This window comes from Peribacillus loiseleuriae (genome assembly GCF_001183985.1).
Classification (GTDB): domain Bacteria; phylum Bacillota; class Bacilli; order Bacillales; family DSM-1321; genus Peribacillus; species Peribacillus loiseleuriae.
This window is the reverse complement of record NZ_LFZW01000001.1, coordinates 3,223,382-3,246,799: the sequence shown is the minus strand read 5'-3', so window position 1 is coordinate 3,246,799 and position 23,418 is coordinate 3,223,382. Positions and strand designations below refer to the sequence as shown.

Genomic DNA, 23,418 nt, shown 5'->3' with positions numbered 1-23,418 from the left:
GGTGGGACGTACGACGTTATGCAAACTTTAACGATAAACAAAAAACGATTAGAGCAAAAAATAAATGCTCTCTCGCAAATTGGGAAAATTGCCGAGACGGGAGTTTGTCGACTTACACTGTCAGACGAGGATCGGCAGGCAGTCGAGACAGTGAAGCAATGGATGGAGGAAGCTGGACTAACGACAAGAATCGATCATTTCGGTAATCTAATTGGCCGATTAGAAGGAGAAAATCCGGAAGTTCCGATTTTGATGCTAGGTTCACATATCGATTCACAGCCATATGGCGGAAGATTTGATGGTGTTATCGGAGTACTTGGTGCACTTGAAGTCGTTCAAACGATGAAGGAGCAAAACATTGTACCGAGCATGCCCATTGAAGTCGTAGCGTTTTCGGATGAAGAAGGTTGTCGTTTTAATAAGGGGTTATTTGGGGTCAGAGGGATACTAGGGAAACTAGAAGACGGTGAATTAGAACGGACTGACAAAAATGGAATCACAAGAAAAGAGGCATTAATTCATTTCGGATGTGACCCTACTAAATTAAAGGAGTCGGAATATCCAGAAGGAAAGATTGCAGCGTTTCTTGAGATGCATATTGAACAAGGACCTGTTCTGGAAGCGAAGGATAAACCTGTTGGAATTGTTACGGGTATTTCGGGACCATTATGGTTAACGGTAGAATTAGAGGGCTTTGCTGGTCATGCCGGCTCAGTGCCAATGCCAATGCGAAAGGATGCCCTTGTTGGAGCAGCGAAGATCATTGTAGCGCTAAATGAACTAACTAGCGCAGATTGTTCGGCTCCTACAGTAGGTACTGTAGGAAGTATGAATATTTTTCCAGACTCACGGAACATCATCCCAGAGAAGGTGAGTTTTACAGTCGATTTAAGAGATATTGATATCGACCGACGACATAGAATTGAAAAGCAATTAAGAACAAGAATTACGGAAATCACAGAGGAGCATCAATTAATTTGTAAAATCACAGAAGATACCAATAGTGAGCCACGCTATTGTTCCGAAAGAATTATGAATGTCATGAGAGAAGAAAGTGAGCAAATCGGTTTAAATCCAATTGATTTAATGAGCGGACCATTTCATGATTCTCTCGCGATGTCATACGTTTGTGAATATGGAATGATCTTCGTGCGCTGTAAGGATGGTATTAGCCATAATCCGAAAGAGTTTTCCACCATTGAGGACATATCGTTAGGAACGGAACTGTTGTACCGGACGACTATTAAGATGGCGAGTGAATAACTGTTATCTATAAATTGAACGATTGAATTCCCTCTTTTATTTCGAAAGCTATGTAAAGTCAAAGTAAAAATCAGGGTAATAGGAAAAAACGCATTCAAATCCGACCTTCTCATCAGGAAAAGTAGGGAAGCCCAGTACAGTTGATTAAGATTACGAGTCGGAATCAAGATTTGCGCGCGGGAATGAGCAATTTTCGATCCAGAATCGAAAATTACATGGAAAAATCGTTTTATCGTTCGTGTGCAACACCCGCCTTCAGTGGTCTAATGAATGACCTGTGAAGGTAGGTGTTTTTTTCTTCCACATAGGATACAGAAGGCATTCTGCTTCGAAGTCGGAACAAAAGATATGGAAAAATCAGCGAGTAGTCTTTATCCACAGCGAAACAATGGGGAAATTCTTTGTACTGCTTTCAGATTTTTCAGCTCGCCCCGTGTGCCAAAATAGCCAATTTCTCTTCATCCATCGGCCCAATGATCTTTTCTCTAATGATGCCCTCGCGATCGATAATATAGCTTGTTGGGATGGAAATGGTTTTGTACAGCTTCCCAACAGTGTCTGTTTTGTCTAACAAAATCGGGAATGTTAATTGATAGTTTGCAACGAAATCAGCGACCGCTTTTTCATTTTTTTCTTGAGCTGTTAAATTTACTGACAACAGCGTAATATCGGAATTACGACTTTTTTCATAAAAACTTTGCATTTCCGGCATCTCTGCTTTGCAAGGCGGACACCATGTCGCCCACAAGTTTAGAATTACGACTTTGCCTCGATAATCCGAAAGCTTTATTTGCTCTCCTGATAACGTCGTTAATTCAAAATTCGGAGCAGGATTACCTATTTTTACAACAGGCCGAGTCTGTCTGGAGTCCGTTAGCTCCTCAGCACTGACGTATGAGTTTGCGGCTATTAGTCCAATCCATACAAATAGGATTGTATAACATAGTTTTTTCACTAACCTATCCCTCCTTGCTAACACCATCTTTTCTTAATTTCCCCTGAACGCTGTCAAATATGAAAAATGATTTATAACAGAAATGTTAGGCGACAATAAAGTTATTTAATTACAAATAAAATCGTTACATTTACAATATAGAAGTATTTGTATATATTATAAGTACTCTTTCCAAGTCAATAATAAGAGAATGTGAAGAAATGAACTTAAATTAATGACGCAGGTTAGTAAAAGAAGGAAAAAGATAATTAAGATAGCGTTAGGAAAATGCAGATATACAACATTAAGGAAATCCAAATATAAATGCCTGATTTCTGGCTTCTAGCATCTGGGAATTAGGCTTTAGTTACTCCAGAACAGCACCTTTTAGTAATTAAAATATAGATTCTCTTGAATACAGGCTGCTTGCCAGAATCTATAAAAACTTTGTCAATCCTGTGCGGTGAGAGTAAAGTAAATACATCAGTTTTAGCTTTCTATGCATTGCTATATATTCATTAATCCTTCTTTTGTTAATTGACTTGAATGTTGTTTTTTAATAATAATGACAAATAAGCTTGCTAATAAACAGAAAACTCCTGCCAAGAAGAATCCCCAAGTGTAAGTGTTGAAAAATTTATAGATCAGCCCCCCTCCATAAGCAGCAACTGCTGCGCCTGCCTGATGGAATGCATAAATCCAACCATAAACTATTCCACTTTTATTGATGCCGAAGATTTGTCTTGAGATACTAATCGTTGGTGGAACAGTTGCAATCCAATCTAATCCATAAAACACAGTAAAGATAACTAGCATAGTAATGGAACCTTCATTTAATGCATAGGGAAGAAATACAAGAGAAACCGCTCTTAAACCGTAGTACCAAAATAATAGCCATCGATTATCGAATCGATCTGACAGCCAACCGGATAGAGTTGTTCCTACTAGATTAAAGATTCCCATAAACGAAAGAATCGAAGCTGCTGTAACTAAAGGTACTCCAAAACTAATACAGTAAGAAACAAAATGTGTACCAATTAAACCACTCGTTGAAAGCCCACAAATAAAGAAACTACCAGCTAATAACCAAAATTCCTTTACTTTCACAGCTTCGAATAAACCATTGAAGGCGATAACAATAGGATTTTCCTTTAGTCCTTCATTGCTCTCTTGTATTGCCTCTTCAAGTCCATATGGAAGAATACCAACATCCTTTGGTGTGTTTTTCATAAATAAAAAAATTATGATAAGCATAATGAAACTAAGGATCATCATTAAACCAATCGCTGGGCGCCACGAATAATTCTCTATAATAGCTGCTAAGACAGGAAGTAGAATTAATTGGCCTGTCGCTGTACTTGCCGTTAATATTCCTACTGCAAGACCTCTTCGTTTCTCAAACCAATGATTCGCTACATATGGACTTAATACCGTTAAAAAAAGACTTGATCCTAGCCCAATAATAAAGCCCCAAATGATGATCAGCTGCCATGATTGATTCATTATGACGGTTAGTATGATACCCGTCAGCAAAGTTGCCATAGAAACAATCATCATTTTCTTTAAGCCAATCACATCAAGTAATGCTGCTATAAACGGACCTGATATACCATATAAAAACATACTAATGGCAAAAGCTAGTGCAATAACAGATCGATCCCAACCAAATTCATTTTCGAAAGGATTTATGAAAACCCCTGATGATGACATGACAATTCCGGCTACAATAATGGAGAAAAATGTTACGGTAAGAATAAACCAGCTATAGTGTATACGTTTCAAAACTCAACCCTCATTCTATGGATATTTTTTCATCATGTTCTACATTCTTGGTGTAAGATGCAATCTAATTCCCAAGGAGTTACTTAAAATATTTTTCTGACTTTTTAGATGCACGGTGGCTATTTAATCGTTTCTAACTACATATTCTCAAAAGTTCAATATTCTTTCTTAGATAGGTCTAATTCAAAAATAAGTGAATCTCTATCAGGGTAGTCATATTTAATCGGCAAATCCTCTTTGACAATCTCCTTAAATCCAACTTTTTTATAGAAACGATGTGACCTAGTAGCTTTGGATGGAGTATCCAAAATTACCTTAGTAAACCCTTGTTTCTTCGCAAAAACAAGTAATGTTTCATAAAGACCTGTTCCTATCCCAACCTCTTTACCACGGTAATCTTTATAAACGAAAAATTTCTTTAATACTGCAACCTCATTGTTTTTTTTCTGCAAACCAATAGAACCTACAACCTCTCCGTTATCATTTAACGCTACCCAAAAGTTACCACCGTCATATATATAATTCGATTGGATGTCTAGAATATCTGGCTGTTCTTCGACACGAATACCCACTTCATACTCCACATTCTGTACATGCAATATTAATTTAATGACTTTTTCTTTATACCTATCATCGTAAACCGTAATCATTTATTAACTCCCCCAATTGTGTTTATAAAAAGATATACTATTTATCTTTTTGTAATGGAAATATTGAATTAATCTACTTTACCTACTGAAATCAACAACAATGTTTAACAGAGTACGGGTCAACTTAAAATATTGGTTTAAAGTTGTTGTATTACTAGTTGAACTATTTATGAATTATTTTTCTTTATCCTTTTGTTGACAGCCGTTGTACATCTAGAAAAACAGATAGGCTTATCATTCTCATCTGTAATTTGAATTTCCCAAACCATGGTTGTTTTGTGGATGGGAAAACCAGTAGCTTTTACAGTTCCTTCACTCTCTCCACGAATGTGATTGGCACTGATCTCCAATCCAATTGCATATTCATTCTCCATATCCAAGAGATTCCAACTTCCTACACTTGCCACAGTTTCACTATTGAAGCTCCCCATGAAGCTGTCCAAAGTGTTGTCTGGTTGCATCATGAACGGGCATCGGGCGACTACCTTCTCATTTGACACTTCAACAATTTCGATTCTAAGGGCATCCAATATGTATCCTCCTGTTTTCTATTTTTCTTAACATTAACTCGTACCTGATTATTAGTAAAATTGAAGTTTATGAAGTTATCCATTGATTTTTTTGATACTATAGAAGTAAGAGTAAAATAAAGGTTGGTGAAATGATGGAAATACGCCATTTTGTTACGTTTAACAAGGTCATTGAAACGGGTAGCTTCACACAAGCAGCAGAACATTTAGGTTACACTCAATCCACGGTGACTTCTCATATTCAGGCGCTTGAAGAACATTTAGGCGCACCTCTGTTTGATCGGATGGGCCGAAAGATAAGATTGACTGATATTGGCAAGAAGTTGTTGCCCTATACTCAAGAGATTTTAGATACCTATGGAAAGATCGAAAGCATTACCAGTGATGGAGAGGATATGAGAGGGGAGTTAAAGATTGCGGCTCCGGAATCACTAACGGTATATCGCCTAGAACCAATATTAAGAGAATATAGAAAGAAGTTTCCTCATGTAAGCATCAGTTTAAGTAACGCCACCTGTGGAGATAACAAGAGAGCAATATTTAATGGTAGTGCAGATATTGCATTTGTCATGTTGCCACAGTTGCAGGATTCAGATTTAATCGTCCATTCGTTATTAGACGAACCTATTGTCCTTGTTGGAAGTCCTGACTGTTCGCTGAATAATTTAGATAAAAGCTACGAAAATCAAAAGATAAGCGAGTGTTTGATTGCGAACGAGAAAGAATGCAGTTATCGAACGATGTTTGAAAAATACCTCGGAGAACGGGGGATCGTACCTTCCCACACGATGGAGCTTTGGAGTATAGAAGCGATGAAACGTTGTGTAATGAGTGGGCTTGGTATGGCTTGTTTACCTTTAATGACAGTAAATGATGAAATCAAGGAAGGAAGGTTAAAAATAATTCCCTGTGTTGGTGGCTTTAAACAGATTTTCTCCCAAGTCGCTTATCACAAAAACAAGTGGATTTCCCCAGCTTTATCAATGTTTATCGATATTACTTTGAAACATGCAAGAGACTGGTCATGTGCGGAGACTACTTGTTGAGCGAAAATGGTGCTTTTCTTGAATAAGGTTGAAGAACACTTAGATTTATATGATTTTATTGTTATATGATTAAGCGTAGTGAAGATTTTACATTTAAAAAGTAACCAACTTTATTTTAACCCCATCCTAAAATCAGAACGGGGTTATTCGTGTTTGAGGTTGTAAAATTAAATAACTTTATTGTCACTTTACAGCTGGTTTAGTGAATCCTAATAGATACGTTTCTTTCTTTAAATAACTAGACCAGCCCATGCTGAAATACCACCTATTATGACTGAAGTTAATACATAAATGATTGCTAATTTTATTTTATTCGTTTGGATTAACGTTATGGTTTCATGTCCAAAGGTAGAAAAGGTTGTATATGCACCACAGAAACCAACCCCCAAAAACCCCCATACCCAATCACTGATTTGATTTGTCTGATGAAGACCGGCAATAATTCCAAGTAAAAATGAGCCTGTAATATTAATAATCCAAGTACCGATTGGGAATGGATGCACTCTTTGAGCTTTGTTCGTAATAAAACTGCCTAATAAAAATCTAGCAGTAGCACCTAATGAACCACCTAGTCCTATTAACCAAATCATACTACATCTCCTTTTGCTTTATATGTTACTGCCAATTTACGACCTAAATATGCTAATAGTAAGCCGAGTATTGTGGTAGTTAAAATATAGAGTAGGGCTAGAAAAACAAGACCTTCTTGGAATAAATGAATCGTCTCCACTGAAAAGGTAGAAAAGGTTGTAAATGAACCGATAAATCCTGTTCCAATAATTAAAGTAAATTCAGGTCTTATTGTTTTCTTTTGGCTCACAAATGTTAGAAACCAACCGAGGAAGATGCACCCAATCAGATTTATTAGTAAGGTACCCAAAGGAAACCCATTAGTTGTAGGTATCCATTCTCCCAAAGCATACCTACATACAGCACCGAAAAAGCCACCAAGCATAACTGCTAATACATTTATTTTAATCACCTATTTCTTTTTTTTGGACGTATTTTTTTAAGAAATATAAAGGATATTATCGATTTCAAGTTCAAGCCAAACTGAAGCATATCTAATGGACAAAAAACAATTACATAACTTATCCCAATAACTAAAAAAGGAAGGGGGTACTAAGTCGCATAGACTTTTACCAATAATGGCAACATCATACACTATTTGATAATCCCTCATTCATATTTCTTCACTCTATTTTACTCTTTTTTTGAATGTGAGATTAAAAATACTTAACCTACTCTTTTTTCGCTATAATTAATCATGATCAGCTCATTGTTCTCAGAAAAAGTACTACGACTAGATGATTATAGTAGATCAAGAAAAGGGAGCTTCTTCATCACAGAATAAATGAGTTCGATAGGCAGTACATAAAGTACACATTGAAGATGTAGATAATCGGCTTATAAGCAGATTAATTAACGCAATAGGAGAGATTCGGTATAATAGGGCTCGATAAGGAGTGGAAAGTATGAAAATCGAATGGACAGAGACGGCTCAACAGAAAATGATGGAAATACTTAATGGACAGAATGGCTATATGAAATTAAAGTATGATACAGAAGGCTGCGGCTGTGTGATGAGCGGGGTAACGGCATTATGGCTGGTGCGTGAAACCAATGCAGACGACGAGCTAATTGACACGAATCATATGCCTGTATATATAGAGCGTACAAAGGCCATTTTTCTCGATGAAGTAATGAAAATTGATTTTGTACCGGAAGTGAACAGTTTTCAGCTAAAAAGCCCAAATGGCATGCTGAATCCGCGATTAAGCTTTCATAATAAAATGGTATGAAAAAAGCCGTTTGCAGGAGAGAATTCCTACAAAGCGGCTTTTTCGTTGAAAGATAAGGATAAGTTTTTTTCATGGAGTTTAGTGTCTAACTTTACAATAAAACAGATTATGTCTCCTTGGCCAATACATAGTTATTAAGAAATTCATCAATCGCCTGCTCATACTCTTCGCGATTTTCATTGTATGATTGAGCATGTGCGCCGTTGACTGCTAAATATAGCTGCTTGGGCCCTTGTTTCTTTTCGAATAGATCAACGGTCATCGAAGCTGGAATGAACGAGTCATTTTGACTATGAATGAACAGAACCGGTTTCTTAATATTTTGCACAAAGTCAATCGGCGAGATTTCACTCGTCCAATAATGGTCGCGAATCCTGATGAAGGCGCGGCCAATTGGAAGTACTGTCCAGGCAGGCAAAGGAATCTCCTTCGTAATTTGATACTGCAACTGCTCGTCAAAATTAGAAAATGGACAATCGGCGATATAAAAATCAGCTCCGTCTTCAACCATTCCAGCATACAAAAGTAAAGTTGCCGCCCCCATAGATTCACCATGAATGCCAATAAGAAGATTGTCACCTTTTTGTTTCTTTAATTTAGTAATTACCGCCTGTAAATCGAATTTCTCATAATGGCCATAGCTGCTTGTTTTACCACCAGATTCCCCGTGGCGGCGGTGATCATAAATGATTGTATTAAAGCCACGTTCAAGAAAAATTGCACTATATTTAATCGAGTTTACCTTATTTTCCGTCACCCCATGGCAAATAATTACCCATTTATTCGTATCATGTGGCTCAATAAATAAACATTTCAATGGATAGCCTGAAGGCGAATCCACCCAGCTTTCCGTTTTTGGTAGCGCCGCAAAATCTTGTGGATTCAAGCGCTTTGCTGTAATTTCACGATTTTTAATAAATTCATCTTCTTTTTTCTTCATAAACATGACTCGATTGGAAAAATAGATGCCGATTCCGATTATGTAAATCAGCACTCCGGCTAACGCAAAAAACCACTTTTTCAAAGTACATCCCTCGATTTCCATGAAATACTATTATTATATAGCTGGCAGAATCAGATGACAAATGAATCCAAACAATGAAGCAATCGTGATATACTAATAGATACGAATTTAGAGGAGGTTTTTAACGATGAAGAAAAAGCAAACGAAGCAACAACAACCCAAAAGAGAAAAAGACGATTCGTTAAAGCTTGGCGATTTAATCGGTGGGGATATTATGGCGCAGCTTAAAAGCAAACAGAAAGAGCTGACTGAAGCTCAAGCGGCGGAAAAAGCAGCGGAAGAAGCGAAAAAGAAAGAAGAACGAAGATTACGTGAGAAAAACAAGTCGTTTGAAGAACTTCTCGGTGAAAGTGATCTAAATTGGAAGAATTATAAATAAACACGAAAAGGGTCTGACCTCGCACTCTATGAACAGGTTAAAGCGTTACTTACGCTTAATTTGAGGTGGATATGTAGTTGCGGGGTCTGACCCTTCTTAGTTAATCACGGTGGTTGTCGTAAATTCCTGCTTTCGTCAATTGTTTTACGAAAAGAATCTCAACTTCAGAAAGTGGAGTACCACAAGCGGCACGGCAGTTTTCACGAAGCTGCTGTACGGAGCTTGCTCCTGGAATAACTGCGCCGATCTCTGGTTGTGATAGAACATATTGTAGTGCTGTTTCATTCATATTGCGTGGAGATAGTTTTTCTTTTATCTGTGGCAGGATGTCTTCTAATTCTGTAAAGCTATAATCTAAGTATCCGTTCTGTGTTATATTTTCAGAAGCTTTCTCAAGCATTTTTTCGCTTAGAATCCCTTTCGCAACGGGTCCTCGGGCAATCATGCTGATTTTATTATCAAAAAGCAGCGGTAGCCATTCTTCAGGTCGACGATCAAGCAGGCTGTATTGCATCATCACGGATTCAATGTTGGAATTCGCAGCAAATTCTTTAATGACATTCGGTCGAATGGAAGAAATGCCGTAATAGCGGATATAGCCTTCTTTTTTTAATTCTTCGAACGCATCAATCGTTTCCTCAATATTATCTTCCATCGTGCCTCCGTGGAGCTGGTAGAGATCGATATAGTCCGTCCCCAGACGGTGCAGGCTATCTTTTACCGCTTTTTTAATATAGCCTGCGGAAGGATCCCAGCCCCAGCTGTCATGATTTTCATTCCAACGATTGCCAACTTTTGTGGCAATCACCACATCATCGCGGACAGATTGGAGCGATTCCCCAACAATCTTTTCATTTTGACCAAAATGATATAAATCTGCCGTATCAAAGTAATTGATTCCTTCATCAAGCGCAGCCATAATGATTTCCTTTGCTTGGTTTTCATCTGTCCCTAGCGACATACAGCCCAGACCAATCTTAGAAACATGTAAGTCAGAATTCCCTAACTTTCTCTTTTCCAATGTATTCACTCCTCATCATGACTGTTTCATTATACAATTTAATTATAAATCAATTGTAAAGGAGGAAGGTAACTTACTCAAAGAATTAACATTATCGGAATAGAAAGTGGTGGTTCTCTTTAAAATAATCAAGAAACAGTCTGTTTTTCACTTGATACGTGTTAGAACTCGTTCTTTTTTCGATGAGTGAATGTCGTGAATCCAATCGCTGACAAATTCATATTTCAATTGAAATTCTTTGAGCTTTTGCTTAATTTCCCAACTCTTTCCCGTAAGAACAATCCCTTTTTCCAATACATACAGCTTCATAAAAATCACTCTCCAGCATTATTATGGTAAAATATATGAACGATCATGCTAGAAGTAGAACAAGGAGTGGATAAAATGAAAAAGTTTGAAGAAAAAACACTTACGTCTCAATCTATATTTAAAGGAAGAATCATCAGCTTACAGGTGGATGAAGTCGAGCTGCCAGACGGGAATACGAGCAAACGGGAAATTATTAAGCATCCGGGGGCAGTTGCTGTCATTGCGGTAACCGATGAAGGGAAGATTATCATGGTCGAGCAGTATCGAAAGGCAATGGAGAGAAGTCTCGTTGAGATTCCTGCGGGTAAGCTTGAACCAGGAGAAGATCCTGCTGCTTCGGCTGCACGTGAATTAGAAGAAGAAACAGGGTATGGCTGTAAGAAAATGGAGCATCTTACGTCTTTCTATACATCACCTGGGTTTGCCGATGAAATTGTGCATATGTATGTGGCTCATGGTTTGCGAAAAATAGAGCAGCCAGCAGTAACAGATGATGATGAATTTGTCGAACTGATGGAATTAACCTTAGAAGAAGCTATTAAGTATGAAACAGAAGGAAAAATCAAAGATGCAAAAACGGCATATGCGGTTCAATATTTACAACTACAAAAAGCGATCAACAAATAAATGAATGAATATTATGCAGATCTTCACATTCATATCGGGCGGACATGGACGGGCAAAGCAGTTAAAATCACTGGTGCTAAATCCTTAACGTTAACGGAAGTGTTAAAGGTCTCAAGTGAACGTAAAGGGCTGGATATGATTGGTGTCATTGATTGTCATTCACCAGAAGTCATGGAAGAAATAGAGGAGCTGATGAGGCAGGGAAGTGTAGCTGAAATAGAGGGGGGCGGTTTGCAGTTCGGCAAAACGACCCTCATTCCTGGTTCAGAAATCGAAATCTATGATAGCCAGTGTCAGGGACCAGTCCATGTACTAGTTTATTTTCCAACATTAGATAAGATGAAGCTTTTCTCAAATTGGATGGCGCAGCATGTAACAAATATTCAACTCAGCTCGCAACGCATTTATTGTGATGGAAAAACACTGCAGTTAAAGGTGAAAGAGCTAGATGGTCTGTTCATCCCCGCCCATGTGTTTACCCCATTTAAAAGTTTGTACGGAAAAGGGGTCAGTGAAAGTTTAGCAGAAGTATTTGACCCGAAACTAATTGATGCGATAGAACTTGGATTAAGCTCAGATACAAGCATGGCTAAAGAGATGAATGAGCTAAACGATTATGTATTTATTACGAACTCTGATGCCCATTCACTCGGAAAAATTGCTAGGGAATATCAAAGACTGGAGCTTGAAAAACCAAGCTTTTCCGAGCTTAGCATGGCACTTCGAGAAACCGGTGGCAGAAGAGTTGCCACGAATTATGGACTGAATCCAAAGCTAGGCAAATATCATAATACCGTCTGTGCGAAATGTTTGACACCGGCTGAACCAAATACGAAATTGTGCTTGAATTGCGGAGCAAAAGCAATCGTCAAAGGTGTTGCATTACGGATTACAGAGCTTGCGAAAAATAATCACACCCACAACTACCGCGAGAGGCCACCATATATTCACCAAATTCCACTCGATTTCATTCCAGGACTTGGACCGAAAACAATGGACAAACTTCTGGATTATTTCGGTACAGAAATGAATATTTTGCATGAAGCAACCTTTGAACAATTAAAGCAGGTCGTCCCTGAAAAAATCGCTCGTTATATTGATTTAGCACGTAAAGGGAAATTGCTAATTGAGACAGGTGGCGGTGGAAGATATGGCAAAGTAAAGGCAAATGATGAGGAATCTCATTGAAGAATTTTCCATCTAGTCATAAACTAGCTACTAAAAGAGTAGAAATGCGAAAACAATGAACAAAGATTGCGACGATACGATATAGCTGCAAAGAAAGAGGATGTCCCAAGAGAGTTTGACCCAACACTCATCACACAGTTTATTTAAACTATATGTAGCAGTTGCGGAGTCTAACTTTTCTTATGGGACATCCTCTTTCTTATTTTGTAATTTTCGAAAACACGCAAGTATCCCGCACTGATTCGCCATCCACGCTCACACTATCATTTCTGAGAATCGCCTCAAGAACAAAGCCTAATTTCTCGGGAATCCGTCTGCTATTGACATTGTTCGGGTCACAGCGGATTTCAATTCGTTTCGCTTCATAATAGTCAAAGACGAAATCGGTTAAAGCTTCTACGGCCTCTGTAATATACCCTTGTTTGCTATGGCGAGTATCAATCCAATAGCCGATTTCAAATTTAGGAACATTCCAGTTGATTCTGTGAAGTCCGGTTGACCCTATAAAAGAATCGTCCTCTTTTCGGTAGATATGTAGCCGAATATCTTCCATTAAAATAAAATCAGCATAAGAACGGCGAATATTTTCTTCCGTATGTTCCAAAGCAGGTTCATGGATAGCGAAGGGAAGCCATTCTTTTAACTGATCACGGGAATGCACAATGGCCCGATAAACATCATGTCCATCTCCTGGCCGACATGGTCTCATATAAAGCCTCTCTGTTTCAATTCTCTCCGGGAAATCCTTTAGTATCGCCTTCATTTCATTACCTCCTACGTGAAAATGAGCTTGGGAAATTATAACACGAAACCTATCCGTTATCCGAAAAAACAAATAAGTTTTTAAATTCGAAAAATACAGAGTCATATTGAACACAACTCGTCATACAATCTAGTAAGCAATAGTCGGGAGGAAAAAAGATGAAGAAAAAATCCGTCGTACAAAACGCAGCAATTAATCATATCAACGAACATTCCTCATTGTACGTGTTTATTACCGTGCTATTTTTAATGGGGGTCATCTTTGGGGCCATCCTTGTAAATAGTTTGAGCTTCACTCAGAGCGATGACTTATTTTATTATCTATCGCAATTTTTTGGACAAGTATCCGAGGCGAAAATTACGGCTGATTGGGACATGTTTACTCAAAGCGTTTCTCATAATGTGAAATATATAGCGGTTATGTGGATATTAGGAGTGTCTGTAATCGGCCTGCCTGTAATTTTGGTTTTACTGTTTTTAAAAGGAATAGTAGTTGGATTTACGGTTGGCTTCTTGGTTAGCCAAATGGGGTGGGGGGGCTTTTTGCTTTCGTTTGTTTCGATTCTGCCGCAAAATATTATTATCGTTCCTGTATTTATCATCATCGCCGTCATATCCGTTTCGTTATCGACGAAAATGATTCAAAGAATTCTAATGAAACAAATTCGCGAGCCTTTAAAGCCGATTATCATGCGTTATATATTTGCGTTGACCGTATCGGTCGTATTCCTAGCCGGAGCTGGTGCAATTGAAGCCTACGTATCACCATCTCTAATGAAAAATGTTGTTAGTTTATTAAATAGGTAAAAAATAAACAGATAGCGATTTTCTCTTTTGACAGTTTACCCTCTTTTGATATAATAGAAACGATACGGCGCGGGAGGGAAAAGGTATGGAGACTAGAATCGATCGAATAAAAAAGCAGTTGCACTCGTCCAGCTATAAATTGACGCCTCAGCGAGAAGCGACGGTCCGCGTTTTACTTGAACATGAAGAGGATCATTTAAGCGCTGAAGACGTTTACCTCCTTGTCAAAGAGAAGTCGCCGGAGATAGGCTTGGCAACAGTATATCGTACGCTTGAATTGCTTACTGAATTAAAAATAGTTGATAAAATTAACTTTGGTGACGGAGTGTCCCGATACGATTTAAGACAGGAAGGCGCAGCACATTTTCATCATCATCTTGTCTGTGTGGAATGCGGAGCAGTGGACGAAATTCAGGAAGATTTGCTTGAAGATGTAGAAGTAATCGTTGAACGTGATTGGAATTTTAAAATAAAAGATCATAGATTGACCTTCCACGGAATTTGCCACAGATGTCATGATAAAACAGAAGATGATAACACAGAAGATGATAAAGCAACTGAATGAGTCACGCAGCCTTTTCCTACACAAGGAGAAGGTTTTTTGCATATTTCCCTTATTTAAAGCAAAAACCCGTATAAAACCTGTCTGACTTGGCATAGATTGAAGTAAGACAAGTTATTCGAACTGTGAACCAAAGAGCACAGACTCGAATAAAGTGAAACTTCCATCAGTGAGGTTTTTTCATCCTCCCACAGATGGTTAATTAAAGCGGGATAAATAGGGGACGGAGGGACGAAATGAAGACATCATTATCCATGTTACTTCATACGGCAAAAGTATTGCTGCTCTTTGTTAGCTTTACTGTTCTTTTTTATAGCGGCATGGTATGGTTAAATCAAGAGTTTGAAGGGTATCATCGCTATGATGAGCCGAAAGGAACAGCGATTAAAGTAACAACAGCGGAACATCCGGAAGAAGAGACCTGGTTTAGCAGGCTCATGCTGTTTTATTTAAATGGGGAGTAATGCATATGGAAGACCAAATAAGAGATTATATTCACTTTCTGACCGTAGAGAAAGGGCTTGCTGCGAATACTCTTGTTTCCTATGAGCGAGATTTGAAATCGTATCAAACCTACTTGAAAAATGTCTGTCAACTGGCAAGCTGGAACGATTCACGCCGGACGAACATTATCCATTTTCTTGCTCATTTGAAAGACCGAGGGAAATCCTCGAAAACTATTGCCAGGCATATTGCTTCGATACGGTCCTTTCACCAATTTCTCATCCGTGAAAAAGTAACAGATCAAGATCCGTCTGTACATATTGAATCACCAAAGCCAGAGCGAAGCCTTCCAAAAGTGCTAGGCATGGAAGAAGTTGAATCATTGCTTGAATCACCAAAGCTTATCGAGCCATATGGATTTAGGGATAAAGCGATGCTTGAGCTCTTGTATGCAACTGGAATGCGGGTGAGTGAATTGATTAATCTCAATGTATCTGACGTTCACTCGACAATGGGCTTTGTACGTTGTATCGGTAAAGGGAATAAAGAAAGAATTATTCCGATTGGAAAAACAGCACTTGGAGCAATTGATCAGTATTTAGGTCAAGCTCGCGGAAAATTTGTTAGTAAAAACTATAAAACCGATTCACTGTTTCTAAATCATCATGGAAATCGACTGACCCGCCAAGGCTTTTGGAAAATTTTAAAGAAACTTGCGAAAGAAGCAAACATTGAAAAAGACCTAACGCCACATACATTACGCCATTCGTTCGCCACGCACTTATTAATGAACGGAGCCGATTTAAGAGCGGTGCAGGAAATGCTCGGGCATGCTGATATATCAACAACGCAAATCTATACACATGTGACAAACGTTCGTTTGAAAGATGTGTATTCGAAGTTCCATCCAAGAGCTTAATAGATTGATAGGAATGTACCAAAAGGTTCAGACCTCGTACACTACACTACACTTTGCTTATCGGTTAAAGTACTGCAATTAGACTGTAAGTAGTGGTTGCGGGGTTTTTAAAATATAAAATCGTTGAAAAAAGGATAGCAAATCGATTACAATGTAGTTGTCAGACTTCTGACTTCAAAGAACGCTTACATATTTAGAGATTTAATCAATATTGTTACGGGTAGTATAAAAGATAGAGACAAAAAGCAAGGAGGAATGAATATGACGCAAGGAGCTAGTTTTAAACGTATCTTCTTAGTTGTAATGGATTCAGTAGGTATTGGTGAGGCACCTGATGCTGAATTATTCGGTGATAAGGGTGCAGATACATTCGGTCATATCGCGCAGAAAATGAACGGATTGAAGATGCCAAATTTAGGTAAATTGGGCCTTAGTAATATCCGAGAAATTCAAGGTGTAGACAAAGCGGTACAACCATTAGGGTACTTCTCAAAAATGCAAGAAGCATCAACGGGAAAAGATACAATGACTGGTCATTGGGAAATTATGGGTTTGAATATTACGAAGCCATTCCAAGTTTTCCCTGATGGATTCCCTAAGTTGCTTATTCAGGAATTAGAAGCAAGAACAGGACGTGCAATCATCGGGAATATCCCAGCAAGTGGCACAGAAATTCTTGACCAACTTGGTGAAGAGCATATGAAAACAGGGGCGCTGATTGTTTATACTTCCGCTGATTCTGTCCTTCAGATTGCCGCGCATGAAGAAGTCGTCCCACTGGATGAATTATATAAAATTTGTGAAATTGCGCGTGAATTGACATTGGCTGATGAATATAAAATAGGTCGTGTCATTGCTAGACCGTTTATCGGGGATCCAGGCCACTTCCAAAGAACGTCAAATCGCCATGACTATGCATTAAAACCGTTCGACCGAACTGTTATGAACGAATTAAAAGATGCAGGTCTTGATGTTCTTGCACTCGGGAAAATTTCCGATATTTTTGATGGAGAAGGAGTGACTAAATCCTTACGAACGGTGTCCAATATGGATGGCATGGACAAATTACTGGAGACGCTAGACATGGACTTTACGGGTCTAAGCTTCTTGAATTTGGTTGACTTCGATGCATTATTCGGACATCGCCGCGATCCAATCGGATACGGAAAAGCCTTAGAGGAATTCGACGCACGTATGCCAGAAGTGTTTAGTAAGTTGAAGGAAGATGATTTATTAATCATTACTGCAGACCATGGGAATGATCCCGTTCACGCAGGAACCGACCATACACGTGAATACGTGCCATTACTTATTTATTCAAAACGCTTTACAAATGGTAAGGAATTGCCAATTAGTCAAACGTTTGCAGATCTCGGCGCAACAGTAGCAGATAATTTCAATGTGAAGATGCCGGCATTCGGAAAAAGCCTGTTAGGATATCTTAAGTAAAAGGGTGATGATGTTGATTCATCTCACATGAATTAGTGAAAAAAGTGTTATCAACCATTTTGTTTAGCAAAATCTAATAAAAAGAATTTAAGGGAGAGTAGTGAAATGTACGGAAAAATTGAAAAAGCAGCATCATTTATAAAAGAAAAGTTTAATGCTACACCAGAAATCGGCTTAATTTTAGGATCAGGTCTAGGGGTATTAGCGGACGAAATTGAAAATGCGGTGAAAATTCCGTACAGTGAAATTCCAGAGTTTCCAGTGTCAACCGTTGAAGGTCATGCTGGGCAGCTTGTACTTGGCGAGCTAAGCGGGAAAAAGGTTGTCGCTATGCAAGGACGTTTCCATTATTACGAAGGATATCCTATGGAATTGGTCACGTTCCCTGTTCGTGTTATGAAGCTTCTTGGTGTTGAGAAGATGATTGTGACGAATGCTGCAGGTAGCGTGAATGAAAGTTTTGTTCCAGGTGATTTAATGCTCATTACAGATCATATAAATTATACAGGTACAAATCCATTGATCGGACCGAATGATGAGCGCTTTGGCCCACGCTTCCCGGATATGTCTGAAGCCTACAGTAAGCAGCTTCGTGCAAAAGCGAAGGAAATTGCTTCTTCTCTTAAAATCGATACAAAAGAGGGAGTTTACTTAGGATTTAGCGGTCCAACTTATGAAACACCAGCAGAAATCCGTCTCGCGAGGGTTATGGGCGGAGACGCAGTAGGGATGTCTACTGTACCAGAGGTGATCATCGCTCGTCATTCAGGGATTGAAGTGCTAGGTATTTCTTGTATTACAAATATGGCAGCCGGTATCTTAGATCAGCCATTATCGCATGAAGAAGTGATTGAAACGACGGAGAAAGTAAAAAGTAGTTTCTTGAGCTTTGTAAAAGAAATTGTTAAACAAATGTAAATAAAAAATATTTTAAGAAGTGGTGATTTCAATGAGAATGGTTGATTTAATTGAAAAAAAACGGGATGGCTTTGAACTATCAACAGAGGAAATTAACTTTATAATAAATGGTTACACTGATGGTTCAATTCCTGATTACCAAATGAGTGCGTTAGCAATGGCTATTTACTTTAATGGCATGGGTGAAAAAGAGCGTGCTGACTTAACGATGGCGATGGTCCACTCTGGAGATACGATTGATCTATCAGAAATTGAAGGAATTAAAGTGGATAAGCATAGCACGGGTGGTGTAGGTGATACGACAACGCTAGTTCTTGGACCTCTTGTTGCTGCAGTTGGCGTACCAGTTGCGAAAATGTCAGGCCGCGGTCTTGGTCACACGGGTGGTACTATTGACAAATTAGAAGCGGTAGAAGGCTTCCATGTTGAAATTGAAAATGAAGAATTTATCAATCTTGTCAACAAAAACAAAATTGCAGTAATCGGCCAAAGTGGGAATCTGACTCCAGCTGATAAAAAGCTCTATGCTCTTCGTGATGTAACAGCAACAGTTGACAATATTGCGTTGATAGCAAGCTCGATTATGAGTAAGAAAATTGCCGCTGGTGCTGACGCTATCGTCTTGGATGTGAAAACAGGCGCGGGTGCATTTATGAAAACAGTAGAAGATTCTGAACAACTGGCTAAAGCGATGGTAAGTATCGGGAATAACGTAGGTCGTAATACAATGGCCATTATTTCAGACATGAGTCAGCCGCTTGGCTTTGCCATCGGTAACGCATTAGAAGTAAAAGAAGCCATCGATACATTAAAAGGTGAGGGACCAGAAGATCTAACGGAACTTTCCTTAACGCTTGGCAGCTATATGGTCTATTTAGCGAAGAAAGCGGAATCGATTGAAAGTGCTAGAACGATGCTTAAACAAGCAATCAAGGACGGCTCAGCACTAGCTTCTTTCAAAACTTTCCTTGAAGCCCAAGGGGGAGACGGCACGATCGTTGATAATCCAGAAAAACTTCCCAAAGCCCAATATACATTTGAGCTTGAAGCAAAAGAAGATGGCTATGTTTCTACAATCGTAGCAGACGAAGTGGGTACAGCAGCGATGCTTCTAGGAGCAGGACGGGCTACAAAGGAATCTGAGATTGATTTAGCTGTAGGTCTTATGCTAAATAAGAAGATTGGGGATAGCGTCGTCAAAGGGGAATCCCTTGTTACGATTTATAGTAACTTTGAAGATGTGTCTGCTGTCAAAGAAAAACTATATGCTAATATAACAATTTCTTCAGAAAGAGTTGAAAAACCAACCCTTATTTATAAACAAATTACGGAATAATCTTGGGTGGAACTAAGTCGTTTCTTAAAGCATGTTGAGCTTTAAGAAACGGCTTTTTTGTTTTAATTAAAGGATCATACGACTCGGTGATGAAGTAATTTGGAATTGGTTGATATACTACCTAGGCCATTATTTTGACAGTTAAACTTGGATGAATCAGTTCTATATACAAAAAATTCCACATGATCTATAGAAAATAAATGGGGAAATTTATTAATGCGTCAAAGAGAGCAGATGCCAATATAATTTTGGTATCTGCTCTTTGGTTACAATGATCAGTTCTAAAGAATGAGTTTCATTTACGGTAAATTGGAAAGCGTTCCACCATTAAGCAACAGTTAGATAAATCAGAGTTTCAATCAATTCATCCTATTTTAGTCGGTGAATTAAAAGCCATTGATATGGTAATCAACGAATTTATTTAATTATTTGAAATACATGAGATTGAAGCAATGGACATACCCAAAAAAAGTTAATAAATAGAAAACTCAGTGTTTTATAGTAAAAAGTCTATAGATACTGGTGAGGAAGGAATTGGATGTAATAAAATAAATTAACAGTTATTTTGATTCAGTGTTTCATATCAAATATTGGTAATTTAAAAGAATACAGAAGGCGTGGTATAGGTACAAAACTATTCCAAAAGTTAGAAGAGTGGGCAATAACTCATAATATATTACGATTAGAACTTACAGTGGCCACTCAAAATGAAATAGGAGTATCTCTATAAGGGAAGAATATAAAATGATCCAATCGATTCTCGGTATAAGAGAAAAAAATTGCAGCCACGATTATCTTTGGAATTGGTGAAATTGATCGGTTTAATCATCTGAAAAAACTCGTTGCCTACACTGAAATCGACCTTAGTGTTCACTCATCAGGAAAGTTTACGGCAACAATTAAACGTATTACGAAAAGAGGTTCGAGCAGACTGCGCCATTCCCTGTATCTTGCCGTTTTATAGAGTATAAGGAGTTCAAGAAACAAAAGCTTAAAGCTTTCTATTATAAGAAAAAATCAGAAGGAATCCAGCCAAAGTGGCACTCGTTGCCTGTATAAATAAACTCCTTCATTGGATTTACGCTTTATTAAAGAGAAAAGAAATGTTCCTCGATTTAGCCCAATCAACGGTTTTGTGAAACAGAGAAAAATCCTTCCAAAATGGTTTTGGAGGGTTATTTGGCATAGCTGAAAATTGTATATCATAAGGGAAATGAAAATTTTAGAGAAAGATATTGATATCCTAATTAACTGATTTAGATCTATAAGGAACATAATAATGATCGATCTTTTTTATAAAAGAATAACCTGTTTAAATATTATAAGAGCATGTTTTAATCAATCTATTTTCAAAACACGTTCTTTCAATTTGTTCTTATATCAAGTTTATTAGGGTTAGTTTAATCAAACTTTATTATCAAGATAAATTTAGCTCTTTTAATTGGAATATTTTTCTGATTTATACTTTTTCCACCTTCATAACTTCCATCATTCCCCTTTTTAATTATCGGAATCTGTATATTAATGATTATTTTGGAAAAAATAAAACTAACAAGAATAGGAGGGGTTTGCAGATGAAGCGGATAGTGAGTATATGCGCAGCCATTCTACTACTAACAAGCATGAGCATTCCACATAGTTTTGCTGCTGAGACAAGAGGCGTTGAATTAGCAGAACAGGCGAAGTCGGCCATTTTAATTGAAAGAGATACTGGAACAGTTTTATATGACAAAAACGCAGAAGAGCAGCTGCCGCCTGCTAGCATGACAAAAATTATGACTATGTTGCTAATCATGGAGGCACTTGATAAAGGTGAGTTAAAGCTAAATGAAAAGATTAGCACAAGCGAATATGCAGCCTCAATGGGAGGGTCGCAAATCTTTCTAGAACCAGGAGAAGCCATGACCGTTGAACAGATGCTCAAAGGAATTGCGATTGGCTCTGGAAATGATGCATCAGTTGCAATGGCAGAAAGACTGGCAGGATCAGAAGAAGCTTTTGTCGAAAAAATGAATAAAAAAGCGAAAGAATTAGGAGCAACACATACCAAATTCCAAAATTCTACAGGACTTCCAGCGTCTGATCATTATAGTACAGCACATGATATGGCGGTTATGGCCAAAGAATTATTGAAATATGACTTAATTACCAAATTTACAGGTACATATGAAGCATTCCTCCGTGAAAATACGGACAAGAAATTTTGGCTTGTAAATACAAATAAACTGGTTAAATTTTATCCAGGTGTAGATGGATTGAAAACTGGATTTACAAATGACGCGAAATATTGCTTAACTGCAACAGCAAAAAAAGGGGATATGCGTGTCATTGCAGTTGTGATGGGGGCCCCGACACCGAAGGAACGGAACGCACAAGTGACGAAAATGCTTGATTATGCATTTTCACAATACATGACCCACCCACTATATAAGCGCGGTGTTAGCCTTAAGACGGTTTCTGTAAGTAAAGGGAATAAGAAAATGGTTACAGGTGTTACGAGTGAGCCGATTTCTGTATTAACTGCAAAAGGCGGATCAGTCAAAGATTTCACAAAAAAAATCACACTTGACAAACATATAAAAGCACCGATCAAGAAGGGTGAAAAAATTGGAACACTTGAAATCTTAAAAGATGGAAAAAAAATTACGAGCTCACCCGTTGTAGCGAAAAACACAGTGAAAAAAGCAAGCTGGTGGGATCTATATAAACGCTCTTTCGGTATGTTAACAAAAACGGAGTAGCATTTTGTGTCAAAATTAAGCCCAATTCTACTATTTTAGCCGAAAAACCACTAGTTTTGCCAATAAGAAGGAATTGACCCTCTAAAAGTAGAAATTCACTCCTTATACGACAGATAAGGAGGCATGGAGTTTTGAGCCTGATAATTGAAATGGAAACGAGAAACCGAGTCTTATGTATTCGCCTAAAAGGAGAATTGGACCATCATACAGCTGCCAACTTAAAAAAACAGGCAGAATCAGTGTTGGAGCAACAGGAGATTAAACATATCGTGCTTAACTTAGAAGAGCTAACATTTATGGACAGCTCAGGGTTGGGTGTTATTCTTGGGCGGTATAACCAGATAAAGAAAAACGAAGGTGAAATGGTCGTCTGTGCAATCTCACCATCTGTAAAGCGTTTGTTTGATATGTCAGGATTGTTTAAAATTATCAAGCTTGATATTTCAGAAGAAAATGCTTTACAAAGATTGGGGGTTGCCTAATATGAAAAATAAAATGGAATTGACATTCTCGGCACTCAGCCAAAACGAATCCTTTGCGAGAGTGTCTGTCGCATCATTTATCGCACAATTAGATCCGACGTTGGATGAATTAACAGAGATTAAGACCGTTGTATCTGAAGCAGTGACGAATTCCATCATTCACGGTTATGAAAATGACCCAACTGGTGTCGTTTATATTTCTGTCATCCTCGAAGAAGACATGGTTGAACTGGAAATTCGTGATGAGGGTCTTGGTATCGAAGACTTAGACGAAGCGCTTCAGCCGCTTTATACGACAAAGCCAGAACTCGAAAGATCGGGAATGGGCTTTACGATTATGGAAAATTTCATGGACGAAATGCATGTCATTTCTCATAAAGGCGAAGGAACCATCATTCGACTAAAAAAGCACTTAACTAAAACCAAAGCTTTGTGCAATTAAG

Annotated in this window: 27 protein-coding genes and 1 pseudogene; 18 read left to right on the top strand and 10 right to left on the bottom strand. The window is 38.2% G+C overall.

Translation table 11 applies throughout. The features are described 5' to 3' along the window. Positions 1–18 precede the first annotated feature (18 nt). Complete coding sequence (locus AC625_RS15150; RefSeq protein ID WP_180320109.1) at positions 19–1,263, top strand: M20 family metallo-hydrolase; 1,245 nt, start codon at positions 19–21, stop codon at positions 1,261–1,263. Between the two features lie 421 nt (positions 1,264–1,684). Here AC625_RS15150 and AC625_RS15145 read toward each other — a convergent pair whose 3' ends face one another. The 4 genes from AC625_RS15145 to AC625_RS15130 form a co-directional block, all read right to left on the bottom strand. Next, the gene (locus AC625_RS15145; RefSeq protein WP_053178113.1) at positions 1,685–2,218 is read right to left on the bottom strand and encodes a TlpA disulfide reductase family protein; all 534 of its coding nucleotides are present in this window, start codon (positions 2,216–2,218) and stop codon (positions 1,685–1,687) included. Positions 2,219–2,704: 486 nt separating this feature from the next. Then, the gene (locus tag AC625_RS15140; RefSeq protein ID WP_049682031.1) at positions 2,705–3,979 is read right to left on the bottom strand and encodes an MFS transporter; all 1,275 of its coding nucleotides are present in this window, start codon (positions 3,977–3,979) and stop codon (positions 2,705–2,707) included. 155 nt (positions 3,980–4,134) lie between these two features. Further along, on the bottom strand, positions 4,135–4,629 hold the full coding sequence (locus AC625_RS15135; RefSeq protein ID WP_049682030.1) for a GNAT family N-acetyltransferase: 495 nt from the start codon (positions 4,627–4,629) through the stop codon (positions 4,135–4,137). Positions 4,630–4,796: 167 nt separating this feature from the next. Next, on the bottom strand, positions 4,797–5,159 hold the full coding sequence (locus AC625_RS15130; RefSeq protein WP_342670996.1) for a hotdog fold thioesterase: 363 nt from the start codon (positions 5,157–5,159) through the stop codon (positions 4,797–4,799). Between the two features lie 131 nt (positions 5,160–5,290). Here AC625_RS15130 and AC625_RS15125 point away from each other — a divergent pair, with 131 nt between their 5' ends. Continuing rightward, positions 5,291–6,205, top strand: a complete 915-nt coding sequence (locus tag AC625_RS15125; protein WP_049682029.1) for a LysR family transcriptional regulator — start codon at positions 5,291–5,293, stop codon at positions 6,203–6,205. Positions 6,206–6,435: 230 nt separating this feature from the next. Here the strand turns inward: AC625_RS15125 and crcB (AC625_RS15120) are convergent, their stop codons facing one another. Both crcB (AC625_RS15120) and crcB (AC625_RS15115) read right to left on the bottom strand, forming a co-directional pair. Then, positions 6,436–6,795 carry a fluoride efflux transporter CrcB gene (crcB, locus tag AC625_RS15120; protein WP_049682028.1) on the bottom strand — a complete coding sequence of 120 codons (360 nt, stop codon included), beginning with the start codon at positions 6,793–6,795 and terminating at the stop codon, positions 6,436–6,438. Continuing rightward, positions 6,792–7,187, bottom strand: coding sequence for a fluoride efflux transporter CrcB (crcB, locus tag AC625_RS15115; RefSeq protein ID WP_342670995.1), 396 nt, complete (start codon positions 7,185–7,187; stop codon positions 6,792–6,794). Before crcB (AC625_RS15115) ends, crcB (AC625_RS15120) begins: the two co-directional genes overlap by 4 nt. 493 nt (positions 7,188–7,680) lie before the next feature. Here crcB (AC625_RS15115) and AC625_RS15110 point away from each other — a divergent pair, with 493 nt between their 5' ends. Next, on the top strand, positions 7,681–8,007 hold the full coding sequence (locus AC625_RS15110) for an iron-sulfur cluster biosynthesis family protein (RefSeq protein ID WP_049682027.1): 327 nt from the start codon (positions 7,681–7,683) through the stop codon (positions 8,005–8,007). A gap of 106 nt (positions 8,008–8,113) precedes the next feature. On the opposite strand, the gene AC625_RS15105 is transcribed toward AC625_RS15110, so the two are convergent. After that, entirely contained in the window at positions 8,114–9,031 is a 918-nt protein-coding gene (locus AC625_RS15105; protein WP_049682026.1) for an alpha/beta hydrolase, read from the bottom strand. Between the two features lie 127 nt (positions 9,032–9,158). On the opposite strand from AC625_RS15105, the gene AC625_RS15100 reads away from it, so the two are divergent. Then, positions 9,159–9,410, top strand: a complete 252-nt coding sequence (locus tag AC625_RS15100) for a YqkE family protein (protein WP_049682025.1) — start codon at positions 9,159–9,161, stop codon at positions 9,408–9,410. A 100-nt stretch (positions 9,411–9,510) separates the two neighbouring features. Here the strand turns inward: AC625_RS15100 and AC625_RS15095 are convergent, their stop codons facing one another. Continuing rightward, complete coding sequence (locus tag AC625_RS15095) at positions 9,511–10,431, bottom strand: aldo/keto reductase (protein WP_049682024.1); 921 nt, start codon at positions 10,429–10,431, stop codon at positions 9,511–9,513. Positions 10,432–10,578: 147 nt separating this feature from the next. After that, positions 10,579–10,740, bottom strand: a complete 162-nt coding sequence (mciZ, locus tag AC625_RS25980) for a Z-ring formation inhibitor MciZ (protein ID WP_082191128.1) — start codon at positions 10,738–10,740, stop codon at positions 10,579–10,581. A gap of 75 nt (positions 10,741–10,815) precedes the next feature. Here mciZ and AC625_RS15090 point away from each other — a divergent pair, with 75 nt between their 5' ends. Beyond that, a complete protein-coding gene (locus AC625_RS15090) occupies positions 10,816–11,367 on the top strand; it encodes an NUDIX hydrolase (RefSeq protein WP_049682023.1) in 552 nt (183 codons plus the stop codon). Beyond that, positions 11,368–12,555 carry an endonuclease Q family protein gene (locus AC625_RS15085; protein ID WP_049682022.1) on the top strand — a complete coding sequence of 396 codons (1,188 nt, stop codon included), beginning with the start codon at positions 11,368–11,370 and terminating at the stop codon, positions 12,553–12,555. A gap of 199 nt (positions 12,556–12,754) precedes the next feature. Here the strand turns inward: AC625_RS15085 and AC625_RS15080 are convergent, their stop codons facing one another. Beyond that, entirely contained in the window at positions 12,755–13,318 is a 564-nt protein-coding gene (locus AC625_RS15080; RefSeq protein ID WP_049682021.1) for a GNAT family N-acetyltransferase, read from the bottom strand. A gap of 158 nt (positions 13,319–13,476) precedes the next feature. Between AC625_RS15080 and spoIIM the strand changes: the two genes are divergently transcribed. From spoIIM to spoIIAB, 12 genes and pseudogenes are all read left to right on the top strand, one after another. After that, positions 13,477–14,124 (top strand): stage II sporulation protein M, encoded by a 648-nt coding sequence (gene spoIIM, locus AC625_RS15075; protein ID WP_049682020.1) that lies wholly within the window; start codon positions 13,477–13,479, stop codon positions 14,122–14,124. 85 nt (positions 14,125–14,209) lie between these two features. Further along, positions 14,210–14,689, top strand: coding sequence for a ferric iron uptake transcriptional regulator (gene fur, locus AC625_RS15070; RefSeq protein WP_049682019.1), 480 nt, complete (start codon positions 14,210–14,212; stop codon positions 14,687–14,689). A 233-nt stretch (positions 14,690–14,922) separates the two neighbouring features. Next, positions 14,923–15,150, top strand: coding sequence for a YqzK family protein (locus tag AC625_RS15065; RefSeq protein WP_049682018.1), 228 nt, complete (start codon positions 14,923–14,925; stop codon positions 15,148–15,150). Between the two features lie 5 nt (positions 15,151–15,155). After that, positions 15,156–16,049, top strand: a complete 894-nt coding sequence (gene xerD, locus AC625_RS15060; RefSeq protein WP_049682017.1) for a site-specific tyrosine recombinase XerD — start codon at positions 15,156–15,158, stop codon at positions 16,047–16,049. 261 nt (positions 16,050–16,310) lie between these two features. After that, on the top strand, positions 16,311–17,498 hold the full coding sequence (gene deoB, locus AC625_RS15055) for a phosphopentomutase (RefSeq protein ID WP_049682016.1): 1,188 nt from the start codon (positions 16,311–16,313) through the stop codon (positions 17,496–17,498). A 105-nt stretch (positions 17,499–17,603) separates the two neighbouring features. Further along, positions 17,604–18,416 (top strand): purine-nucleoside phosphorylase, encoded by an 813-nt coding sequence (locus AC625_RS15050; RefSeq protein WP_049682015.1) that lies wholly within the window; start codon positions 17,604–17,606, stop codon positions 18,414–18,416. 31 nt (positions 18,417–18,447) lie between these two features. Further along, positions 18,448–19,752, top strand: a complete 1,305-nt coding sequence (locus tag AC625_RS15045; protein ID WP_049682014.1) for a pyrimidine-nucleoside phosphorylase — start codon at positions 18,448–18,450, stop codon at positions 19,750–19,752. A 565-nt stretch (positions 19,753–20,317) separates the two neighbouring features. Further along, positions 20,318–20,482 (top strand): GNAT family N-acetyltransferase, encoded by a 165-nt coding sequence (locus AC625_RS25975; RefSeq protein ID WP_245645017.1) that lies wholly within the window; start codon positions 20,318–20,320, stop codon positions 20,480–20,482. A 2-nt stretch (positions 20,483–20,484) separates the two neighbouring features. Further along, positions 20,485–20,891, top strand: a pseudogene (locus AC625_RS26865) (transposase); the annotation flags it as partial. A gap of 435 nt (positions 20,892–21,326) precedes the next feature. Then, on the top strand, positions 21,327–22,493 hold the full coding sequence (locus tag AC625_RS15040) for a D-alanyl-D-alanine carboxypeptidase family protein (protein WP_049682013.1): 1,167 nt from the start codon (positions 21,327–21,329) through the stop codon (positions 22,491–22,493). Positions 22,494–22,624: 131 nt separating this feature from the next. After that, positions 22,625–22,975, top strand: a complete 351-nt coding sequence (gene spoIIAA, locus AC625_RS15035) for an anti-sigma F factor antagonist (RefSeq protein WP_049682012.1) — start codon at positions 22,625–22,627, stop codon at positions 22,973–22,975. Position 22,976: 1 nt separating this feature from the next. Continuing rightward, positions 22,977–23,417 carry an anti-sigma F factor gene (gene spoIIAB, locus AC625_RS15030; protein WP_049682011.1) on the top strand — a complete coding sequence of 147 codons (441 nt, stop codon included), beginning with the start codon at positions 22,977–22,979 and terminating at the stop codon, positions 23,415–23,417. Position 23,418: the final 1 nt, after the last annotated feature.

Excerpts from the sequence above, each read along its gene's own strand:
- AC625_RS15080 (WP_049682021.1), bottom strand. The coding sequence starts at position 13,318 with ATGAAGGCGATACTAAAGGATTTCCCGGAGAGAATTGAAACAGAGAGG.
- AC625_RS15125 (WP_049682029.1), top strand. The coding sequence starts at position 5,291 with ATGATGGAAATACGCCATTTTGTTACGTTTAACAAGGTCATTGAAACG.
- mciZ (WP_082191128.1), bottom strand. The coding sequence starts at position 10,740 with ATGAAGCTGTATGTATTGGAAAAAGGGATTGTTCTTACGGGAAAGAGT.
- xerD (WP_049682017.1), top strand. The coding sequence starts at position 15,156 with ATGGAAGACCAAATAAGAGATTATATTCACTTTCTGACCGTAGAGAAA.
- spoIIM (WP_049682020.1), top strand. The coding sequence starts at position 13,477 with ATGAAGAAAAAATCCGTCGTACAAAACGCAGCAATTAATCATATCAAC.
- fur (WP_049682019.1), top strand. The coding sequence starts at position 14,210 with ATGGAGACTAGAATCGATCGAATAAAAAAGCAGTTGCACTCGTCCAGC.
- AC625_RS15085 (WP_049682022.1), top strand. The coding sequence starts at position 11,368 with ATGAATGAATATTATGCAGATCTTCACATTCATATCGGGCGGACATGG.
- AC625_RS15135 (WP_049682030.1), bottom strand. The coding sequence starts at position 4,629 with ATGATTACGGTTTACGATGATAGGTATAAAGAAAAAGTCATTAAATTA.
- AC625_RS15050 (WP_049682015.1), top strand. The coding sequence starts at position 17,604 with ATGTACGGAAAAATTGAAAAAGCAGCATCATTTATAAAAGAAAAGTTT.
- AC625_RS15045 (WP_049682014.1), top strand. The coding sequence starts at position 18,448 with ATGAGAATGGTTGATTTAATTGAAAAAAAACGGGATGGCTTTGAACTA.
- spoIIAB (WP_049682011.1), top strand. The coding sequence starts at position 22,977 with ATGAAAAATAAAATGGAATTGACATTCTCGGCACTCAGCCAAAACGAA.
- deoB (WP_049682016.1), top strand. The coding sequence starts at position 16,311 with ATGACGCAAGGAGCTAGTTTTAAACGTATCTTCTTAGTTGTAATGGAT.
- AC625_RS15100 (WP_049682025.1), top strand. The coding sequence starts at position 9,159 with ATGAAGAAAAAGCAAACGAAGCAACAACAACCCAAAAGAGAAAAAGAC.
- AC625_RS15110 (WP_049682027.1), top strand. The coding sequence starts at position 7,681 with ATGAAAATCGAATGGACAGAGACGGCTCAACAGAAAATGATGGAAATA.
- AC625_RS15065 (WP_049682018.1), top strand. The coding sequence starts at position 14,923 with ATGAAGACATCATTATCCATGTTACTTCATACGGCAAAAGTATTGCTG.
- AC625_RS15090 (WP_049682023.1), top strand. The coding sequence starts at position 10,816 with ATGAAAAAGTTTGAAGAAAAAACACTTACGTCTCAATCTATATTTAAA.
- crcB (WP_049682028.1), bottom strand. The coding sequence starts at position 6,795 with ATGATTTGGTTAATAGGACTAGGTGGTTCATTAGGTGCTACTGCTAGA.
- AC625_RS15040 (WP_049682013.1), top strand. The coding sequence starts at position 21,327 with ATGAAGCGGATAGTGAGTATATGCGCAGCCATTCTACTACTAACAAGC.
- AC625_RS15150 (WP_180320109.1), top strand. The coding sequence starts at position 19 with ATGCAAACTTTAACGATAAACAAAAAACGATTAGAGCAAAAAATAAAT.